At 40.5% G+C, this 17,053-nt stretch carries 16 protein-coding genes and 1 tRNA gene; 13 read left to right on the top strand and 4 right to left on the bottom strand.

The window, feature by feature from the left end; genetic code table 11:
• Positions 1-83: 83 nt before the first annotated feature.
• Positions 84-2,699 carry an alanine--tRNA ligase gene (gene alaS, locus FEK29_RS05025; RefSeq protein ID WP_138257272.1) on the bottom strand — a complete coding sequence of 872 codons (2,616 nt, stop codon included), beginning with the start codon at positions 2,697-2,699 and terminating at the stop codon, positions 84-86.
• A gap of 103 nt (positions 2,700-2,802) precedes the next feature.
• Here alaS and FEK29_RS05020 point away from each other — a divergent pair, with 103 nt between their 5' ends.
• The 5 genes from FEK29_RS05020 (at position 2,803) to FEK29_RS05000 (ending at position 6,071) form a co-directional block, all read left to right on the top strand.
• Positions 2,803-3,780, top strand: coding sequence for a M23 family metallopeptidase (locus FEK29_RS05020; protein ID WP_138257271.1), 978 nt, complete (start codon positions 2,803-2,805; stop codon positions 3,778-3,780).
• Complete coding sequence (locus FEK29_RS05015) at positions 3,780-4,109, top strand: MerR family transcriptional regulator (RefSeq protein ID WP_125222500.1); 330 nt, start codon at positions 3,780-3,782, stop codon at positions 4,107-4,109. Before FEK29_RS05020 ends, FEK29_RS05015 begins: the two co-directional genes overlap by 1 nt.
• 68 nt (positions 4,110-4,177) lie before the next feature.
• Positions 4,178-4,777 (top strand): LemA family protein, encoded by a 600-nt coding sequence (locus FEK29_RS05010; RefSeq protein WP_138257270.1) that lies wholly within the window; start codon positions 4,178-4,180, stop codon positions 4,775-4,777.
• Between the two features lie 6 nt (positions 4,778-4,783).
• On the top strand, positions 4,784-5,221 hold the full coding sequence (locus FEK29_RS05005) for a TPM domain-containing protein (RefSeq protein ID WP_138257269.1): 438 nt from the start codon (positions 4,784-4,786) through the stop codon (positions 5,219-5,221).
• Entirely contained in the window at positions 5,202-6,071 is an 870-nt protein-coding gene (locus FEK29_RS05000) for a TPM domain-containing protein (RefSeq protein WP_138257268.1), read from the top strand. The genes FEK29_RS05005 and FEK29_RS05000 overlap by 20 nt, the downstream gene beginning before the upstream one ends.
• A 250-nt stretch (positions 6,072-6,321) precedes the next feature.
• Here FEK29_RS05000 and der read toward each other — a convergent pair whose 3' ends face one another.
• The 3 genes from der to FEK29_RS04985 form a co-directional block, all read right to left on the bottom strand.
• Complete coding sequence (der, locus tag FEK29_RS04995; protein WP_138257267.1) at positions 6,322-7,626, bottom strand: ribosome biogenesis GTPase Der; 1,305 nt, start codon at positions 7,624-7,626, stop codon at positions 6,322-6,324.
• Between the two features lie 70 nt (positions 7,627-7,696).
• On the bottom strand, positions 7,697-8,581 hold the full coding sequence (gene era, locus FEK29_RS04990; protein ID WP_138257266.1) for a GTPase Era: 885 nt from the start codon (positions 8,579-8,581) through the stop codon (positions 7,697-7,699).
• A complete protein-coding gene (locus FEK29_RS04985; RefSeq protein WP_138257265.1) occupies positions 8,568-9,932 on the bottom strand; it encodes an alanine/glycine:cation symporter family protein in 1,365 nt (454 codons plus the stop codon). Before FEK29_RS04985 ends, era begins: the two co-directional genes overlap by 14 nt.
• A 156-nt stretch (positions 9,933-10,088) precedes the next feature.
• Here FEK29_RS04985 and FEK29_RS04980 point away from each other — a divergent pair.
• The 8 genes from FEK29_RS04980 (at position 10,089) to FEK29_RS04945 (ending at position 17,019) form a co-directional block, all read left to right on the top strand.
• Positions 10,089-10,161: transfer RNA gene (locus FEK29_RS04980), tRNA-Met, on the top strand.
• A 54-nt stretch (positions 10,162-10,215) separates the two neighbouring features.
• On the top strand, positions 10,216-11,553 hold the full coding sequence (locus FEK29_RS04975; RefSeq protein WP_138257264.1) for a tyrosine-type recombinase/integrase: 1,338 nt from the start codon (positions 10,216-10,218) through the stop codon (positions 11,551-11,553).
• Complete coding sequence (locus FEK29_RS04970) at positions 11,554-12,516, top strand: hypothetical protein (protein ID WP_138257263.1); 963 nt, start codon at positions 11,554-11,556, stop codon at positions 12,514-12,516.
• Positions 12,517-12,654: 138 nt separating this feature from the next.
• Positions 12,655-13,170 carry a ribbon-helix-helix protein, CopG family gene (locus tag FEK29_RS04965; protein WP_138257262.1) on the top strand — a complete coding sequence of 172 codons (516 nt, stop codon included), beginning with the start codon at positions 12,655-12,657 and terminating at the stop codon, positions 13,168-13,170.
• Entirely contained in the window at positions 13,163-14,209 is a 1,047-nt protein-coding gene (locus FEK29_RS04960; protein ID WP_138257261.1) for an AAA family ATPase, read from the top strand. Before FEK29_RS04965 ends, FEK29_RS04960 begins: the two co-directional genes overlap by 8 nt.
• Before the next feature lie 2 nt (positions 14,210-14,211).
• Positions 14,212-14,397 carry a hypothetical protein gene (locus tag FEK29_RS04955; RefSeq protein ID WP_138257260.1) on the top strand — a complete coding sequence of 62 codons (186 nt, stop codon included), beginning with the start codon at positions 14,212-14,214 and terminating at the stop codon, positions 14,395-14,397.
• Positions 14,398-14,450: 53 nt separating this feature from the next.
• On the top strand, positions 14,451-15,308 hold the full coding sequence (locus FEK29_RS04950) for a DUF6371 domain-containing protein (protein WP_138257259.1): 858 nt from the start codon (positions 14,451-14,453) through the stop codon (positions 15,306-15,308).
• 118 nt (positions 15,309-15,426) lie between these two features.
• Positions 15,427-17,019 (top strand): type I restriction-modification system subunit M, encoded by a 1,593-nt coding sequence (locus FEK29_RS04945; protein WP_138257258.1) that lies wholly within the window; start codon positions 15,427-15,429, stop codon positions 17,017-17,019.
• The last annotated feature ends 34 nt before the right edge of the window (positions 17,020-17,053 follow it).

Here is a 17,053-nt window from a genome sequence, read left to right as displayed (position 1 = left end):
AAAAACCTTTGGGGTCTTACTATCTGGGCTTGCGACTTATAAAAAATATTCCAACTGGGACCTATTGGTTTCAGAACTTCACATTAGCCCAAGTATTCCAAAGCCTTCTCCATGGCGTCGGGAATTCCTGCCGGATTTTTCCCTCCCGCCGTTGCAAAGAAGGGCTGGCCGCCGCCACCTCCTTGAATGTATTTGCCCAATTCCCGAACAATGGTACCTGCATTCAGATTTTTGCTTGCAACCAATTCTTTGGAAATATAACAGGAAAGTAAGGCCTTTCCATCCTGCTCCGTGGCAAAAAGTAAAAATAGGTCGGATTGGTTTTGTCCCATTTCAAAACTGAGGTCCTTGATGCCCGCGGCATCCAGATCAAGCTTCTTGATTAGATATCGCACCCCGTTTTTCTCCTGTAGTTCACTCTGCAAATCGCCTTTAAGGTTTTTTGCCTTGTCTTTTAAAAGCGCAGCGATCTGCTTCCTTAAATCGGAATTCTCGTCCTGCAGACTTTTTACTGCTTTCACGGCATCCTGCGGATTTCCTAGTGCTTCGGTTATTTCGGTCAATGATTTATTGCTTTCGGCATAGAAATCCTTTACGGCGTCACTGGTAATCGCTTCTATCCTGCGTATTCCTGCGGCCACCGCTCCTTCCGACTTAATTTTAAAATGCCAGATATCAGAGGTGTTCTTCACATGGGTCCCCCCGCACAATTCAATGGATTTCCCAAAACGGATGGTACGTACAGCATCGCCATATTTTTCCCCGAACAGGGCCATCGCCCCATTTTCCAAGGCTTCCTTTATAGGTACGTTCCGCTGTTCCTCCAGCGGCAATTGGCCCGTTATCCTCGCATTGACAAAGGATTCCACAGCCTCCAATTCCTCCTTGGTCATTTTGGAAAAATGGGAGAAATCAAATCGCAGGTATTTGGAATGTACGGCGGAACCTTTCTGTTCCACATGTGTTCCCAAGATTTCGCGCAATGCCTGATGCAGCAAATGGGTCGCTGTATGATTGGCTTCGGTGCGCTGACGTTGTTTGCTGTCCACGACCGCTTTAAAGGTTCCTTCCAATTTTTTGGGAAGGTTTTTGGCAAAATGTACGATTTCGTTGTTTTCCCTTTTAGTGTCAACGATATACACTACATCGCCATCGGGGGATTCCAAATAGCCCTTGTCCCCTACTTGACCGCCACCCTCTGCGTAAAAGGGTGTCAGATTAAAGACAATTTGATACTGCAACCCTTGTTTTTTGGACTCCAACTTTCTATATTTTACTATTTTTACATCGGCCTCCAACCTATCGTACCCTACAAACTCCTGCTCAGCATCGGACTGTAAATTCTCCCAATCACCCTTAGAAGTTTCCGAAGCCGTTTTGGAACGGGTTTTCTGTTCCTGCATGGCAACATTAAAACCATCTTCGTCCAAGGAAAAACCTCTCTCACTTAAGATCAAGGCGGTAAGGTCTATTGGAAACCCATAGGTATCGTAAAGTTCAAAAGCCTTTCTACCGTCCACCGTTTTACCCTTGGTTTTTTCAATGATGGTATCCAACAGCACCAATCCCTGATCTAAGGTTTTTAAAAAACTATGTTCCTCTTCCTTGATAACATTTTCAATGAGCTGCTTTTGTTCTGACAGTTCTGGAAATGCCTCGCCCATACTTTGGGTAAGTACATTTACCAAGCGGTACATAAAATGTTCCTTGGTCCCTAAAAAGGTAAAACCGTACCGCACTGCACGGCGTAAAATACGTCTAATGACATAGCCTGCACCTGTATTGCTGGGCAATTGCCCATCGGCAATGGAAAAGGAAACCGCCCGAATATGGTCGGCAATGACTCGAATGGCAATATCCGTAGGTTCGTCCCTTCCATATTTGGCATCGGTGATAATCTCTATTTCCCGTATCAGGGGTGTAAAAACATCCGTATCGTAGTTGGATTTTTTGCCTTGCAAGGCCATACAGAGTCGCTCGAACCCCATGCCCGTATCCACATGCTTGGCCGGTAACGGTTCCAGGGAACCATCGGCCTTACGGTTGTATTGCATGAAAACCAGGTTCCAGATTTCCACGACCAAAGGGTGGTCCTTATTTACCAAACTTGCTCCGGATACTTTCTTTTTTTCTTCATCGGAACGCAGATCGACATGAATTTCGGAACATGGGCCACACGGACCTTGGTCGCCCATTTCCCAAAAGTTGTCCCTTTTATTGCCCATGATGATCCTATTGGCAGGAACAATCTTGTTCCAAATGGCATAGGCCTCAGCGTCCTTTTCCAGTCTATCGTCATCCTGGCTTCCCTCAAAAACGGAAACATACAGACTGTCCTTGTCCATTTTGAAGACTTCGGTCAACAATTCCCAGGCCCAGGTAATGGCCTCCTCCTTAAAGTAATCCCCAAAACTCCAATTGCCCAACATTTCGAACATGGTATGGTGGTAGGTATCCTTGCCCACCTCTTCCAGGTCGTTGTGTTTTCCACTCACGCGAAGGCACTTTTGCGTATCCACCACCCGGGTGTTTTTGGGTTCGTTGATTCCCAAGAAAAACTCCTTGAACTGGTTCATTCCCGCATTGGTAAAAAGGAGGGTTGGATCGTCCTTTATGACCATGGGCGCAGAGGGTACAATTTTGTGTTTTTTACCTTCAAAAAATGTTAGGAACTGGGTTCGTATATCCTTGGAATTCATCTAAAATGCTAAGCTTTTACAAATTTTAACTGTTTGTAGAAAACAATTTTTATATTTGTTTGTTATGTTAAAATAAACCACAAAAATAGGATAAAATAGCTTCATGTCTAAAGTAAAGTACTATTACGATCCAGATACGCTTTCCTACAGAAAGATCGAGCCTGAAAAATCGAAGCGATACAGAAATATCGCGTTTTTCTTTTTAGGTTCCTTCCTTTTTGGAATGCTCGGGTTGATTTTACTCTTGAACACGAATGTTATCAATACCCCTCGCGAACTTTCCTTGCAACGGGAGGTTAAGAACTACGAACTTCAGTTTGAGCTCCTGAATAAAAAAATGGAACAGATCGAAGATGTTCTGGCCAATATTGAGGATAGGGACAATAACATATACCGATTGTATTTTGAGGCGAATCCTATTCCGGAGGAGCAACGACGCGCGGGCTTTGGAGGTGTAAACCGATACAAATCCTTGGAGGGATTCAACAACTCCGAAATGGTCATCGCCACAACGCAGCGATTGGACATTATTAAAAAACAGATGGCCATCCAGTCCAAATCTTTGGACGAGATTACCAAACTAGCCGAAGAAAAGGAGAAACTATTAATGTCCATACCCGCCATACAGCCCATTAACAATGAGGACCTTACCCGTATGGCCTCTGGTTTTGGATGGCGCTCTGACCCATTTACCAAAGCCCGAAAAATGCATTACGGAATGGACTTTACGGCTCCCAAGGGGACCCCTATCTATGCGTCGGGCAATGGAGAAGTGACTCGGGCAGACAACAATTCGTCCGGGTACGGAAAGCATATCCGTATTGACCATGGCTATGGATACCTAAGTCTTTATGGGCACTTGAGCCAGTATAACGTAAAAGTTGGACAAAAGGTAAAAAGAGGGGACCTCATTGGTTTCGTTGGTAGCACCGGTCGTTCAGAAGCCCCACATCTGCATTACGAGGTTTGGAAGGACGGCGACCGTATCAACCCAATTAATTTCTACTACGGAAGCTTGTCTCCGGAGGAATTTGAAAACATGTTGAAATACGCCAACCAAGAAAACCAATCCCTGGATTAATGCAAGTAGAACTTCCTGAAAAAAGATATTACGGGATTGGCGAAGTGGCCAGGGCATTTGGTGTAAATACTTCTTTGATTCGGTTTTGGGAGAAGGAGTTTGACGTGCTACAGCCCAAAAAAAATGCCAAGGGTAACAGGAAATTCACCCCCCAGGACATTAAGAACCTGCAATTGATCTACCACTTGGTAAAGGAAAGGGGCTTCACTTTGGACGGTGCCAAAATACACCTAAAGGAAGAAAAACAAAAGACCCTGTCCAATTTTGAAATCATTCAAAAACTGGAGCGCGTAAAGGCGGAGCTAATCAAAATAAAGGAACAGCTCTAAAAGCTGTAACAAAAGCTTTCTTTGGCATACTAACTGGATAACCATTATAAACACTAATACTATTGACAATGAAAAAAGGATTAATTGCCCTAATTGTGCTTGCCGTACTTGCCTTTGGAATCTACCAATGGGCGGTTGGTTTTAACAACACGGCCATTGCACTCAAAGAAACCTCCACCAAAACGTGGGCGAACGTGGAGAGCGCCTATCAACGAAGAAACGACCTTATTGGAAATTTGGTAAAGACCGTACAGGGAGCTGCAGACTTTGAACGCGGTACCTTGACGGACGTAATCGAAGCACGTGCAAAAGCAACCTCCGTGAACATTGACCCTACCAATATTACCCCGGAACAATTGGCGAATTTCAATGAGGCACAAAGTGGACTTAGCGGTGCCTTAAGTAGATTATTGGTCACCGTGGAACGATATCCGGACCTTAAGGCCAATCAAAATTTTCTGGAGCTACAGTCCCAATTAGAAGGAACGGAAAATAGGATCAATGTGGCCAGGGACCGTTTTAACGCCACGGTTGAACCCTACAATTTGCACATCAAGAAATTTCCAAATTCGATTTTGGCAGGAATTTTCAATTTTGATGAATTGGCTTATTTCAAGGCCGAAGCAGGATCGGAACAAGCACCCGATGTGAATTTTGAATTTGAATAAAAGCCGATGTCCAAAGTAGAGGATTTTTTGACCCAGGCCGAAGAACAGGAAATTGTAGCGGCCATCTTGGAAGCGGAAAAAGATACTTCTGGAGAAATTAGGGTGCACATAGAGGCACACACAAGGGAAAACCATTACGAACGTGCCAAGGAAATTTTCCACCTATTGAAGATGGACAATACCAAGGAAGGCAACGGTGTGTTGATTTATGTTGCCGTACACGACAAAAAATTTGTCATCTGCGGGGACAAGGGCATTAACGATGTTGTTCCCAAAGGCTTCTGGGACTCTACCAAGGACATCATTGAAACACACTTTAAAAAAGGGCAATTTAAACAAGGGTTGGTTGCAGGAATTTTGGAGGCAGGAAAGGAGCTAAAAGTACATTTTCCTTGGCATGCCAATGACACAAACGAACTGAGCAATGAGGTTTCAAAAGGATAAAAAGCCTCCCCTAACCCCTCCAAAGGAGGGGAATTCCGTTACGTGCACGGGTGCGTTAAGTTTTTTAAAAAGCTTTCCCCAAAAATTACTAGCAGTCTTCTTAATTTTTGTTTCCTGTCTTGCATATGGACAGTTCGAGATACCGCCGAAACCTTCCCTGCAAACCAGTGTTTACGATTATGTAAACCTGTTGCCCGAAGGGCAAAAAAAGGCATTGGAACAGAAATTGATTCGGTATTCGGACAGTACGTCCACCCAAATTGTTATGGCCATCATTGCCAGCACCGAGGGTGAAAACATTAACTACTTGGGGGCGCAATGGGGTCAAAAATGGGGCATCGGGCAAAGTCGTAAGGATAATGGAATATTGGTCATTCTTGCGAGGGACGATCGTAAAATTGCCATAAATACTGGATATGGTGTAGAAGGCTCCCTAACGGATGCCATGTCGCGCCGTATAATTCAGAATATCATTATCCCTGAATTCAAGAAAGGAGACTATTATCAAGGACTAAATTTAGGTGCAGATGCCATTTTTCAAGTCCTCAATGGCGAGTTCAAGGAGGATAGAACTTTTGACGAAACGAAGGGACCTCCACTTTCCTCCTTTTTGCCATTCATCATTTTTCTGGTCATACTTTTCATTCTATGGAGTCGCAAAGGTGGAAATAATGGTCGTGGAGGTGGAAGGCGTGGATTAAGCCCCTGGGAAGTAATCGTATTGAGCAATATGGGAAGAAGCGGATCTTCCGGCGGTGGATTTGGTGGTGGAAGCTTTGGTGGAGGAGGTTTTGGCGGTGGATTTGGCGGCGGCGGATTTGGCGGTGGAGGAGCCTCTGGAGGTTGGTAAGTTGGTTGTTTGAATTCGCTAGACACTGTTCGCTACAGGCTGTACGCTTTGCATGAAATTGTTCACGGGTTAATGATTGATACAAAAAGGTACTTGTCCATTGTTGTGATAAACTAAATAATGCTCTATTTATTGACTACTGGACTATTGATAATGACCTATGAACAATAACTTTCAATCATTCGGTGTTTAGCTTTTAGCAAAAAAAACCTTTTCATTTTTCATTTCCTTACTCCTAACCCCTAACAAATCATTTCTTCCGCATAAAAACGGTGATTGGCACACCCGTAAAATCAAATTCTTCACGAATCTTATTTTCCAAGTACCTTTTATAGGGATCCTTCACATACTGGGGCAGATTACAAAAAAAAGCAAATTGCGGATAAGGCGTAGGTAGCTGGGTACAGAACTTGATCTTAACATACTTGCCTTTATGGGCAGGTGGCGGATAATTCTCGATCAAGGGAAGCATGACATCATTAAATTCCCGGGTCTTAATTTTTTTGCTTCGGTTCTGATATACCTCGACGGCTTTCTCTATGGCCTTAAAAATTCGTTGTTTGGTCAATACGGAAATGAACAAAATTGGGACATCCGTAAAAGGCTCAATAGCCTTTTTGATAGCTTTTGTGTATTCCTTTATCGTATTGGTTTCCTTATCGGCCACCAAGTCCCATTTATTGACCAGAATCACGATGCCCTTATTGTTCCTGGCGGCCAACCAAAATATATTTTCCACCTGACCATCAAATCCACGGGTGGCATCCAATAATAATAAACACACATCGCAATGTTCAATGGCTCTTACGGAGCGCATCACGGAATAAAATTCCAGATCTTCCTTTACCTTCGATTTCTTTCGAATACCGGCCGTATCCACCAAATTGAATTCAAACCCGAATCGGTTATACTTTGTATCGATACTGTCCCGGGTAGTTCCGGCAATATCGGTGACGATATATCGATCTTCGCCAATTAGCGCATTGATAAATGAAGATTTCCCCGCATTTGGTCTACCTACAACGGCAAATCTTGGAAGTTCACTCTCTTCCTTTACGGATTCAGGCAATTTTTCAACCAAGGCATCCAGCAATTCTCCAGTGCCGCTTCCATTAATACTGGATAATGTATAGAAGTCACCAAGCCCCAAGGAGTAAAACTCGACGGCATCCTCTTCGCGCATGGCATTGTCCACTTTATTGACGGCCAAGAAAACAGGCTTGTTTACGCGTCTCAATAATTTTGCTACATCCTCGTCCATTCCGGTCACACCGGTTTCCACGTCGACCATAAAAATGATGGCATCCGCTTCTTGTATGGCCAATTCTACCTGCTTATCGATTTCCTGCTCGAAAACATCATCGCTTCCCAGCACGTAACCCCCTGTATCAATAACAGAAAATTCCTTTCCGTTCCAATCGCTTTTCCCGTAATGACGGTCTCGGGTCACCCCGCTTACGGCATCCACGATAGCCTCCCTGCGCTGAATCAATCGGTTGAAAAAAGTCGATTTACCCACATTAGGCCTTCCCACAATAGCGACTATAGCACCCATAACTTATATTTGGGGGCAAAGGTAAGGCAAACTGTTAATATTGCTTGGTGAGGTTTTAAATATTTGGTTTCTAATTATTATAGCCAAATCTTCTTAGCTGTCTACTATCATTTCGCCAGTTTTTGTTCACTTTCACAAAAAGTTCAATATGGACCTGTTTGTCAAAGAATTTTTCCAAATCCTTACGGGCCTCCATGCCTACTTTCTTTAAGGCACTTCCTTTATGACCAATAATGATACCTTTTTGGGAATCCCTTTCTACCATGATTACCGATCGAATTCTAATAATTTCCTCGTCCTCCAAAAATTCTTCGGTTTCTACCTCTACCGCATACGGAATTTCCTTTTTGTAGTTTATAAGTATTTTTTCACGAATGGTCTCATTCACAAAAAAACGCTCAGGCTTATCGGTCAACTGGTCTTTTGGATAGTATGGGGGCGAAGCTGGCAACAATTCCAAAATCCGTTCGAATACACCTTGAACATTAAAGTTTTGAAGCGCGGAAATAGGATGGATTTCAACCGAGGGAAGTTCTTGCTGCCAATACTGTACCTGTTCCTCCAATAGTTCCTGACTCGCTTTATCGACCTTGTTCAATAGCAGTAAAACCGGTATTTTGGAATTTTTAATCTTGTTAAAAAATTGCTCATCCTTCAATGCTTTTTCACCAATTTCCACCATGTACAAAAGTAAATCGGCATCCTCAAAGGCCGATTTCACAAAATCCATCATAGAAGTCTGTAGGTCATATGCAGGCTTTATGATTCCCGGTGTATCGGAAAGAATTACCTGAAAATCGTCCCCATTAACGATACCTAAAATCCTGTGTCTGGTAGTCTGTGCCTTCGATGTAATTATAGAGAGTTTTTCCCCAACGAAAGCATTCATTAGGGTCGACTTGCCCACATTTGGATTACCAATAATATTTACAAAACCTGCCTTATGTTCGTTCATTCTTTAATTTTTCAAAATAAATCCTAGAAGCTGCATTTACCTTGGGTGCCAACAAAAGTACCGCTATCATATTGGGAATCACCATAAGGGCGTATGATAAATCAATAAGATTTTTCACCAGTTCCAAGGAGGCCACGGCCGCAAAAACGATCATGACCACAAAATAGACATTGTACAAACGACCGATTCTAGCATTGGTCAAATAGGAAAGACATTTTACCCCATAATAAGAATATGTAAAAAGGGTGGAAAGTGCAAACGCAGAAACTATGACCATTAATAGTTCATCCCCAAAACCGAAAAGGGCCTTTTGGAAGGCGTTCAAGGTCATTACGATACCGCTGCCTTCCTCCAAGTAAGCACCGCTAAGAATAATGACGACCGCCGTAAAGGTGCATACAAGAATGGTATCTATAAACGGACCCAACATGGCCACCAAACCTTCCCTAATGGGCTCATCGTTTTTGGATTGCCCATGGTACATGGGAGCACTACCCAAGCCTGCTTCATTAGAAAACATGGCCCTTCGGACCCCTATAATTACAAGTCCCCAAAAACCTCCTGTAAATACCGATTTAAAATTCCAAGCCTCTGATAGTATCATTTTTAGTGAGGGCAACACCTGTGAGGCATTCATAACCATAACAATGATTACCGCCACCAAATACACCATGACCATAAAAGGAACTATAGCGGTCGCCACTTTCGCAATCTTTTCCAACCCTCCAAAAATGACAAAGGAACTTACAATGGCAAGTACAAAACCAATAGTCAACTTCCAGTTGAATTCACTCATTTGGGCTATGGTATCCGAAGGATTCACCACGCTCATAAAAGTTTCCGTAAACTGGTTGGCCGTAAAAACACCTAAAAATCCAAAAAGACCGGCAAGTGCAAAAAATACGGCCAGCGGCTTATATTTCTTTCCCAGACCTTTTATAATGTAAAACATGGGACCTCCCTGTAATTTACCTTCGGAATCCTCTCCCCTGAACATGATGGATAAACTACAGGAATAGAATTTGATACACATACCAATTAGTGCGGTCATCCATATCCAAAATACAACGCCAGGACCCCCATCGTGAATGGCTATGGCAACCCCAGAAATATTTCCAAGACCTACAGTGGCCGCCACAGCAGCAGACAGGGCTTGAAGGGAACTTACATCCCCCTTTGCATTGACATCGTCATACTTACCCCTGGTTATGGCCAAAGCATGCCCGAAATAACGATAGGGCATCAGTTTGGAATAGAGCATTAAAAACAATCCCCCTCCAATCAATAAAACAAACATGGGCCATTCTGTTCCAGAAATTGCCTTGACCAAAAACTCGTTTAATTGCTCCATAGTTTCGAATGTAGCTATTTATGACGAAAATATCATTTTGAAATCTAAAAACGGTGTAACCTCTGACAATTAAAACTTTCTTTTTGATATTCTTCAAATCTAATCGGTTCTTATTTGGAATTTACCTGAAAACAATTGTATCTTTGTCGTCCACATCGCGGGATAGAGCAGTAGGTAGCTCGTCGGGCTCATAACCCGAAGGTCACTGGTTCGAGTCCAGTTCCCGCTACTAGACTTAATGTTATAAAAATGAACGGTTTGTGTGCTCACAAGCCGTTTTTTTATGTCCAACATTTCCCTACTTTTACTTAAAGTACACGAAAACGTACACGTTTTTAACATGAAGTTGAATTTTTCCGAGCCAAAAATCTACACCGGCGGGGTCAATATTGACGATTGGCCAAGGCTAACAAAGGAACAACGGAAAAAGGCTATGGAGAAACAATGGTATCTCTACTATCGCTACAGAAACCCGGAAACAGGAAAGCTTGTAAAACAGACCCATATAAAAGGTGGGGCTAATAGATATAAGGACAAAAGAAGTCGCTATCATATTCTAAAACAATTACAGCAAGCCCTCAGCATTGTATTACATGAGGGGTACAACCCTTATGACAAGAACAACTCTCTCATAGAATACCTTGAAGAGCGGCTTTATTCCAAGAAAACCGATTCCCTAAAAAATAAGAAGACTCCCGAGCCGGAACTTATAGTATCCAACCCTATAAGTATTCAAGAGGCTTTCGATGAAGGGCTTAGATTGAAACAAAAGATGATGGGAGATGATTCCTTTAAAAAATTTAAAAGCAGGATAAATAGGTTTTGTAAGTGGTTAGAAGGGCAAAATTTCAATTTAAGGGACTCAATTGATAAAATAGACAAGAAGATTGTAATGCAACACCTGAACGAGGTATTGCTAAATACGAGTGCAGCCAATAGAAATAATACCAGGGCGGACTTAAGAGCATTGTTCCAAACATTGGAGGACAACGATATCATCAAAGACAACTTCATAGCTAATATTAGTAAATTGAGGTCGACTCCCACCATGCACAAATCCTACAGCCCTTCTTTATTGGAAAAATTGGATGATTATTTGAAGTCTAATGATCCCATTTTAAGATTATTCATTCAATTTATTTCCTATAATTTTCTTAGGCCAGTTGAAGTGTGTAGGTTGCGAATTGAGGATATAGATTTTAAGGCTAAAAAGCTATATCTGAAAACTAAAAATCAAAAGGTGAAAATTAAAATCATTCCGGAAATATTGTTTAATAATTTACCGGACCTATCCCAAATTGATAAAAGCCATTTTCTATTTACTCCTCAAGCTATAGGAGATATTTGGGGCGCGGAGGAAGGTAGTAGAAGGGACTATTTTACAAAACGATTTAAAAAGGTGAAAGATCTGTTTAAATTGAACGAAGAATATACATTGTATAGTTATAGACATACTTACGTCTCCAAACTCTACAGGGAATTTTTAAAATCAAAGACTCCATTTGAGGCAAAAAGTGCATTGATGCTAATTACGGGCCATAAGTCCATGAAAGCCCTAGAAGCCTATCTAAGGGAGATTGATGCGGTTTTTCCCGAGGATTACTCAAAACATCTTGAATAAATGAAACATAAATATTTTGGCATCTTAAAAAAGGAAATACTTCCAAAAGACCAAAGGTTGGAGATAGAGTTCCTACAAAACCAAAATATTCTAAAGAAGAATCCTTCCCTCCTTGATAATCCAATATATGAACGTAATGAAAAAATGTGGTTCATAGATGTAAACAATAACTTTGATAACCCTTATTATGATATAGAAGAAAGTGTATTATTGGAGTATTACAACTTTTTGCTTGACGTATATAACACCAAAATAAACAAGGGTCTTATTTACTATACATTGGAGACCGAGAACGAATTGTTCGGGATATCCAGAGAGGAACAAAGAAAGATAGAATTGACTCATTTTAAAAAAATATTTGAAACCTTACCCGCTGGATTTATGAATATCAAAGTAAATACTTCAACTTCCGGCATTCAATACTCTCAAAAAATATCTAGGATTGAGCTTTTATTCAATATGAGAGAAACAATGCGTCAAGTTCAAAGACACTATAGTAAAGAAATTAAAGAATTTTTGCTTGGAAACTCCGATTATTTCAATGATGATCTAGCTAAAGACAATGAATATATTGAACTTACTGTAGACTTTGAGTCAAAGCTTAAAATTCTATTGAGTCTTAATGACAAGTATAATTTTGAGGATGATTTATTCTTCAGTCGAAATAGACAACTTTATGAGAAGTTTAAATATTACAAAGGACTTTCCTTTGACTTTGAAATATATAAATTCATACATCATACAATAAATAATATAGAAGATAATTTTTATTCCCATGTTTCTAGCCTCTACTATTTTTTAAAGGGAAAAAGGTTAATAAAGGAGAATGCAGGTGAGTTCAGGGATTTTGTAAATAGGGAATTTGATAAAGAATTAATTAGAATTAAGCCCGAAAATGAGGACAATAAAAAACATCGGTATAGACTTACTAATTTAGAAGAGGAATATACAAATTTCAAGTAGCTAGAAGGCGATATGGGCTAGTGTCCCAAAAATGGACAAAATGACCCAGAATTAACTACAAGTGTCCCAAAAATTGACCTTTTTTTTGGAATAGATAATTACTTGTTTGCACTAGGTTAATTTCAAGTGCATTCAATTATGAAAACCACCATTAATTTAAGGATTGACGAAGACCTTAAAACCTCCCTTCAAGAACTCTCCGATGACTATGGGGTTTCCCTATCAGATTACATAAGGGAAATATTGGATAATCATCTCAACGACTTTACCAGTGAGGTAGAGTCTTTTGATATAGTAGAAGACAACGAACTTCCTGTATTACATTATCCCCTACCCCCTTTTGAAAGGACTTATGAGTTCACAGTTTTGCTGGCATGGTTGTTTTACTCCCATATGCAGCCTGAGTTTCACGGTAATACAAATGTATTACATGCTTTAAAAGTCAAGGTTGAAAAGACCATTAATCAATCGAGATTTTCTAAGGAGCTACAATTAGAGTTATTAAAGGTTCTCAATGACATTAACCGCTGTTTAATTGAACCTAACGACCATCAAAAATATTTCACCTTTTCAAGGCCGGGTTCTCCCCAATCCTTGAATTACTATCTGTTGATGAACGAAATATGGAGACTTGAATTTGAAGACCATGAATAAAGTGAAAGTCAACCATATTAAAAAAGCGATAGAAGAAGATATAGTCCGTAATATTTCCATCTTGGAAACTGACGAATTATCCAAAGATTGCCTGATTGTAAAACCTGCCAACAAATGGATTGAGGAGGCAAAAAAAAGGCCCATTCCTAACATGCTTTTTAGTGAACTGTGGTATGAGGGCGAACTTAGTATTTTATATGCCGACACCAATGTTGGGAAATCAATTCTAGCGGTACAGATTGGAGAAAGTGTAAGTAGTGGTATACCCATTGATAGCTTCAAACTGGAGGCTAAGGCCCAACGTGTTCTGTACTTGGATTTTGAATTGTCCGATAAACAATTTGAAAAAAGATATTCCAATGAATTTACCAACCATTATCAATTTCATCCAAACTTTTTCCGTGCCGAAATAAATCCTTTGGCCAAGATTCCAAAAGATTTCAAAAACATGGAGGAGTATCTATGTTCTCAGCTTGGAACTTTAATAGTAAAGTACCAGGCCGAAGTAGTAATCGTCGACAACCTTACATTTCTAAATAATGACAGTGAAAAGGCAAAATATGCCTTGGAGCTCATGAAGCAATTAAAACGTATTACAAAAGAGTGCCATACATCAATTTTGGTTCTGGCCCATACACCTAAAAGGGATGAATCCAAACCTATAAGTATGAATGACCTAGCAGGAAGTAAAATGCTTATAAATTTTTGCGACAGCGCATTTGCTTTAGGTTTTAGCCAACACGAGCCTTCCCATAGATACATTAAACAAATCAAACAACGTAATACGGAACATATCTATCATGTGAACAACGTAATAATATGTTGCTTGGAAAAACAACAGAATTTTTTACAATTCAGATTTCTGTATTACGATTCAGAAATAAACCATTTAAGAAACCCAAGTAAGACGGATTTAGAGGAAAGGGATGATCAGATGAAAGGAATGATCCAAGAAGGTATGTCCAATGTAAAAATTGGTGAAGCATTAGGGATCAGTGAAGCAGCGGTTAGAAAAAGAAGAAAGATTTTGGGCATATAACAATGGTGGCATCAGATGTTTATAAAATAGCAAAACTTCTCCCCAAAAAGGAGATTATTGCGCTATTTCATATGCTCAAAAAGGATGCACAACCTGAAAACATAATCAAAAAGCCTAGAAAGAAATTACCGGATTTCTCAGTTGAGGATGCTTTGGTGTTTCTATTGGAAAACCATATTAAAAAATAGAACTCGTACCCTCGTACCATTGATATAGGTACGAGGGTACGAATTGATAAAAAATGTACACGTATTCCTTAGATAAATCCAGTAAAAAATTTCATTGCCCTAAGTGTACCGAAAAAACATTTGTACGCTTTATGGATAATGAAAGAGGTACTTATTTGGATGGTGACTTTGGAAGATGTGATCGAGAAAGTAAGTGTGGCTATTTCAATATGCCGAAGTCAACAAAAGGACATTATGAAAAACCGGCTATTTATCTACCGCCAAAGCCTTCTGTGCTGGATGAAAGTGTGATACCCAAGTATGGCAATAATTATGAATCGAATCATTTCATCACATTTTTACTCAGCAAGTTTAATGAAGAAGATGTGATTCGCGCTATAGAACAGTATTACATAGGAACCCACAATCTATGGCCAGGTTCTGCCGTGTTCTGGCAGATTGACCACAACCTGAAAATACGTACCGGTAAGGTGATGTTGTACGATTGTAATACAGGAAAACGTGTAAAAAAACCCTTTCCTCATATTAACTGGATGCACAAAGTATTACAAATCAAAAACTTTGTCTTACAGCAATGCTTATTCGGGTTACACTTGATACCCGAAAGCAACAATACCCCTGTTTGTATCGTAGAATCGGAGAAGACGGCAGTAATAATGTCCATTGTATTGCCGCAGTATATCTGGATGGCCACGGGTGCCAAAACAAATCTAAAGGAAGATTTATTGAGCCCCTTAAAAAATTCTAGAATCATTTTGTACCCAGATAATTCGGAATATAAGGATTGGAATACAAAAGCAACAATTCTAACTGATAGGGGCTTTAAAGTATCATGTAGTAACCTAATAGAAAACTACGATATGGATGAAGGTGATGACCTAGCAGATTTACTTCTTTCACTTCACATTTGATTTTAATTTTTTTTAAAAAAACTGTAAGACTTTTCTTTTTTTACACAAAATCAAAAAAGGTTTGTTATTTTGTTGTTTCATAGTATTTCCCCCAATTAAATTGTAGAGAATACCCTTTATGGCCAAAGCTGACATAGATTTTGAGAAGGAATTATGGGATGCCGCCAACGAACTTCGTGGTGCCGTTTCTGAGAACAATTACAAAAATTATATATTACCCCTCGTCTTTTTAAAGCATTTGAGCGAAAGGTTCGATGTGGTCAAGGAAGAAATCCTAGACCAACTAAACGAGCCTTCATCAGATTATTACACAACGGACGAATCCGAAAAGGCTTATGTACTTTCTGATCCTGACGAATTTCGCTCTAGAAATACTTTTGTGGTCCCGGAGGAAGCCTCTTGGCAATACTTAAAGGACAATGCGGAACAGGATAACATCAAGGTGATTATTGATGATGCCTTTGATGTAATACAAGAGTTGTTGACGTCTTACAACCCGCAACTGACCAACCTTCTACCGCGTATTTTCGTAAAAAGTGAACTTTCTGCAAAACAAACAGGTGGTATTATCAATTTGTTATCACATTCAAAGTTCTCAGAAAAGGAAAACCCGGAAAGTGATATTCTAGGCCGTATTTACGAGTATTACATTGGTCGTTTTGCCATGGCCGAAGGTTCCGGTGCCGGCCAATTCTTTACACCAGGTAGTATCGTACGTTTGTTGGTGGAATTGTTGGAACCCTACAAAGGCAGAATATTCGACCCCGCTTGCGGTAGTGGGGGTATGTTCGTCCAAAGCTTAAAATTTATAAAAGAGCATGGCGGGGCCAAAAGTGATATCTCTATTTATGGGCAGGAGATGACCGCCCAAACCCTACGGCTGTGCTTAATGAACCTATTGCTACGGGATTTGTCCTTTGATATAAAATTGGGTAATTCGCTTTTGGATGATAAGTTTCCTGATCTAAAGGCCGACTTTGTAATTGCCAATCCACCCTTTAATGTAAGCAATTGGCACCCAGAAGACCTTTCCGAGCAAGACCCACGATTATTTGGCCCAAGGGATGAATTTACGACGGATGGCAGTGCCAACTATATGTGGATGCAGACCTTTTGGAGCCATTTAAGTGACACGGGTACCGCAGGCATTGTCATGGCCAACGGTGCAATGACCAGTAACTCACGGGGTGAAAAGAACGTACGGCAACATATGGTGGATAAAGGCATGATAGACTGTATCGTACGCTTACCGGACAAGTTGTTCCTCACCACGGGAATCCCTGCCTGTTTGTTCATTCTTAGTAAAAACCGAAATGGCAAAGATGGCGAACATAGGGAACGTATGAACGAAATCCTCTTTATAGATGCCGCCAAGATGGGCACAATGGCCAGCCGTAAACTACGTGTTTTTACGGATGATGATATTACTAAAATAGCTGAAGCCTATCATGCATGGCGCTCCGTTACTTCTAGCGAAGTAGATAAGCCCTACGAAGACGTTGATGGCTTCTGTAAAGCCGTTACTTTAGAAGACGTGCAAAAACAGGATTATAAACTTACACCCGGTATTTATGTAGGTACGGAAGCCGAAGAAGATGATGGCATTCCCTTTGAAGAGAAAATGGAAAGCTTAAAGGCTACTTTATTGGAGCAGTTTGAAAAAGGAGAAACTTTGAAGAAAGAGATATTGGCGAATTTTGATAAGTTTTAATTGTATTTGTTCACCAATTTCGAATGTTCATGTT

It is taken from the genome of Maribacter aurantiacus, from assembly GCF_005780245.1.
GTDB lineage: Bacteria > Bacteroidota > Bacteroidia > Flavobacteriales > Flavobacteriaceae > Maribacter > Maribacter flavus.
The sequence above is the reverse complement of the archived record's forward strand: the minus strand, read 5'-3'. Positions and strand labels throughout refer to the sequence as shown.

Coding starts and splice junctions, on each gene's coding strand:
- alaS (WP_138257272.1), bottom strand. CDS start 2,699: ATGAATTCCAAGGATATACGAACCCAGTTCCTAACATTTTTTGAAGGT.
- FEK29_RS05020 (WP_138257271.1), top strand. CDS start 2,803: ATGTCTAAAGTAAAGTACTATTACGATCCAGATACGCTTTCCTACAGA.
- FEK29_RS05015 (WP_125222500.1), top strand. CDS start 3,780: ATGCAAGTAGAACTTCCTGAAAAAAGATATTACGGGATTGGCGAAGTG.
- FEK29_RS05010 (WP_138257270.1), top strand. CDS start 4,178: ATGAAAAAAGGATTAATTGCCCTAATTGTGCTTGCCGTACTTGCCTTT.
- FEK29_RS05005 (WP_138257269.1), top strand. CDS start 4,784: ATGTCCAAAGTAGAGGATTTTTTGACCCAGGCCGAAGAACAGGAAATT.
- FEK29_RS05000 (WP_138257268.1), top strand. CDS start 5,202: ATGAGGTTTCAAAAGGATAAAAAGCCTCCCCTAACCCCTCCAAAGGAG.
- der (WP_138257267.1), bottom strand. CDS start 7,626: ATGGGTGCTATAGTCGCTATTGTGGGAAGGCCTAATGTGGGTAAATCG.
- era (WP_138257266.1), bottom strand. CDS start 8,581: ATGAACGAACATAAGGCAGGTTTTGTAAATATTATTGGTAATCCAAAT.
- FEK29_RS04985 (WP_138257265.1), bottom strand. CDS start 9,932: ATGGAGCAATTAAACGAGTTTTTGGTCAAGGCAATTTCTGGAACAGAA.
- FEK29_RS04975 (WP_138257264.1), top strand. CDS start 10,216: ATGTCCAACATTTCCCTACTTTTACTTAAAGTACACGAAAACGTACAC.
- FEK29_RS04970 (WP_138257263.1), top strand. CDS start 11,554: ATGAAACATAAATATTTTGGCATCTTAAAAAAGGAAATACTTCCAAAA.
- FEK29_RS04965 (WP_138257262.1), top strand. CDS start 12,655: ATGAAAACCACCATTAATTTAAGGATTGACGAAGACCTTAAAACCTCC.
- FEK29_RS04960 (WP_138257261.1), top strand. CDS start 13,163: ATGAATAAAGTGAAAGTCAACCATATTAAAAAAGCGATAGAAGAAGAT.
- FEK29_RS04955 (WP_138257260.1), top strand. CDS start 14,212: ATGGTGGCATCAGATGTTTATAAAATAGCAAAACTTCTCCCCAAAAAG.
- FEK29_RS04950 (WP_138257259.1), top strand. CDS start 14,451: ATGTACACGTATTCCTTAGATAAATCCAGTAAAAAATTTCATTGCCCT.
- FEK29_RS04945 (WP_138257258.1), top strand. CDS start 15,427: ATGGCCAAAGCTGACATAGATTTTGAGAAGGAATTATGGGATGCCGCC.